The organism is Hydrogenophaga sp. 70-12, from assembly GCF_001897365.1.
Taxonomy (GTDB): domain Bacteria; phylum Pseudomonadota; class Gammaproteobacteria; order Burkholderiales; family Burkholderiaceae_C; genus Hydrogenophaga; species Hydrogenophaga borbori.
Genome location: NZ_MKSS01000152.1, coordinates 1 through 2,537 on the forward strand (window position 1 = coordinate 1; position 2,537 = coordinate 2,537).

At 70.8% G+C, this 2,537-nt stretch carries 3 protein-coding genes; 2 read left to right on the forward strand and 1 reads right to left on the reverse strand.

Annotation, left to right across the window (positions count from 1 at the left end):
• On the forward strand, nt 1–520 hold a 520-nt coding region (pgsA, locus tag BGO22_RS09225; RefSeq protein WP_286850349.1), incomplete at its 5' end, for a CDP-diacylglycerol--glycerol-3-phosphate 3-phosphatidyltransferase.
• 49 nt (nt 521–569) lie between these two features.
• Nucleotides 570–1,430 (forward strand): DMT family transporter, encoded by an 861-nt coding sequence (locus BGO22_RS09230; RefSeq protein WP_070397783.1) that lies wholly within the window; start codon nt 570–572, stop codon nt 1,428–1,430.
• Here the strand turns inward: BGO22_RS09230 and BGO22_RS09235 are convergent.
• Entirely contained in the window at nt 1,387–2,364 is a 978-nt protein-coding gene (locus BGO22_RS09235; protein WP_070397698.1) for a LysR family transcriptional regulator, read from the reverse strand. The two genes, BGO22_RS09230 and BGO22_RS09235, sit on opposite strands and share 44 nt — an antisense overlap.
• Nucleotides 2,365–2,537: the final 173 nt, after the last annotated feature.

Below are 2,537 nucleotides of genomic sequence, written 5' to 3' on the forward strand. Positions count from 1 at the left end.
TCCGCTGATCGTGGGGGTGTTCTATGTGGGGCATCTCAGCCCGGCCGAGCAGAACCTGGTGGCCACCGCCATGTTCATCGTCTTCGCGCTCACCGACTGGGCCGACGGCTACCTGGCGCGCAAGCTCAACCAAACCTCGGCCTTCGGCGCCTTCCTCGACCCGGTGGCCGACAAGTTCCTGGTCTGCGCCAGCCTGCTGGTGCTGGTGCACATGGGCCGGGCCGACGTGTTCGCGGCGCTCATCATCATCGGCCGCGAGATCGCGATCTCCTCGCTGCGCGAGTGGATGGCCATCATCGGCGCCACCAAGAGCGTGGCGGTGCACATGATCGGCAAGGTCAAGACCATGGTGCAGATGATCGCGATCCCTTTCCTGCTGTTCGACGGCCGCCTGTTCGGCCTGATCGACACCCGCCTGTGGGGCACCTGGCTGCTGTGGATGTCGGCCGTCCTCACGGTGTGGTCCATGGTCTATTACCTGCAGAAGGCGCTGCCCGAGATCCGCGCGCGTTCCCGTTGAAAGCGAGCCCGTGAGTTCTCCCGCGTCCGACAACGCCTGGCTGCGCGCCATGCCCTGGGTGTTCGTGCTGATCTGGAGCACGGGTTTCATCGTCGCGCGCTACGGCATGCCGCACGCGCCGCCGCTGTCCTTCCTGGCGATGCGCTACGCGCTGTCCATCCTGTGCTTCCTGCCGTGGATCGTCTGGGCCGGCGTGAAGTGGCCGGCCAACCGCACGCAATGGCTGCACCTGTCGGTGGTCGGTGTGCTCATGCACGCGGGCTACCTGGGCGGCGTGTGGGCCGCGGTGAAGGCCGGCATGGGCTCGGGCCTGTCCTCGCTCATCGTCGGCCTGCAGCCGGTGCTCACCGCCATCTGGCTCAGCGCCGTGGGCGGCGCGCAGGGGCGGGTGTCGCGCCGGCAGTGGCTGGGCCTGCTGCTGGGGTTTGCGGGGCTGGTGCTGGTGGTATCGCGCAAGCTGGTCGAAGGCTCGCCGGGCGACCACGCCAATGCGGAGAACCTGTCGTACGCGGTGTTCGCGCTGTTCGCCATCACGGCCGGCACCCTGTACCAGAAGCGCTTCGTGCAGGCCTGCGACGTGCGCACCGCCAACACGGTGCAACTGATCGCGGCCTTCATCGTCACGCTGCCCCTGGCCCTGCTGGAGCCCGAGCCCATGCACTACTCGGGCGAGTTCATCGGCGCCATGGCGTGGTCGGTGCTGGGGCTCACGCTGGGCGGCAGCTCGCTGCTCTATCTGCTGATCCAGCGCGGGGCCGCGGCCAGTGTGGCCAGCCTGATGTACCTGGTGCCGCCGACCACGGCCGTCATCGCCTGGCTGCTGTTTCGCGAGCCGATCACGCCGCTCACGGTGGCGGGCATCGCGGTCACGGCCTTCGGCGTGAGCCTGGTCGTGCGCTCGCCGCGCTGAGCGCCGGCGCGGGCCGCCAGGGCTCGTCACGGAAGGCCTCGGCCAGGGCGGTCACGAGCAGCCGGATGCGCTTGGGCGACTGCGCCTGCCAGGGCGCCAACCAGTGGATGTCCGCGTCGCGGTGGCTCCAGGCCGGCAGCACGTGCACCAGTTCGCCGCTGGCGATCCGCGGCGCGATGTCCCACAGGCTGCGCAGCATGATGCCCTGGCCCGCGAGGCACCAGTCGCGCACCAGCTCGCCCGAGTTGCTCGACAGCGGCCCGGCGATGGCCACGCGGCGCAGGGCGGCGTCGCCCTCGTGCTGCAGCGCCCAGTGGTCTTGTCGCCTCGGGTCGGCGTCGGTGTGCTCGCGCACCACCAGGCAGTGGTGCATGGCCAGGTCGTCCAGCGTGCGCGGCGCGCCGTGCACGGCGAGGTAGGCGGGCGCGGCCACCAGCACGCGCCGGTTGGGCGCCAGCCGGCGCGACACCCACTCGCCCGCGCGCTGGTCGGGCGCGCTCCACAGCCACACGGCCCCGTCCAGCCCTTCGGCGGCCAGATCGGGCAGGCGCTCGGTGAGCTGCAGCTGGATGGACACCGCCGGGTGCTTCGCCTGGAAGGCCGCCAGCGCCGGCCCCAACCAGCGCCGCCCGAAGCCGAAGGTGGCCGCCAGGCGGATCGGCCCGGCGGGCTCGGCCTGGCGCTCGCGCAGCTCGGCCTGCGCCGCCTCGAAGCCGCGCAGCAGCTCGGCCGCCCGCAGCGACAGGGTCTCGCCTTCGGCCGTGGGGCTGACGCGGCGCGTGGTGCGCTGGAACAGGCGCACACCGAGCGAGGCCTCGAGCGCCGCCAGCCGCCGCGTGATGGCCGATGGCGTGAGCCCCAGGGCCTGGGCGGCCTGCGCCAGGCTGCCGTGCTGGCGAACGGCTTGCACCATCTCCAGATCGGCGCGATCCATGAATTGCTCCTGGCTCAATAATCAATGCACGGATTATTGCGAATGGATTCGCTACAGTGGCGCACCGATTCGACAGCACCACCAGGAGACCCCCCATGAGCAAGCACCGCATCGCGGTCATCGCCGGCGACGGCATCGGCACCGAAGTCATGCCCGAGGGCCTGCGCGTGCTC

Coding starts and splice junctions, on each gene's coding strand:
- BGO22_RS09235 (WP_070397698.1), bottom strand. CDS start 2,364: ATGGATCGCGCCGATCTGGAGATGGTGCAAGCCGTTCGCCAGCACGGC.
- BGO22_RS09230 (WP_070397783.1), top strand. CDS start 570: ATGCCCTGGGTGTTCGTGCTGATCTGGAGCACGGGTTTCATCGTCGCG.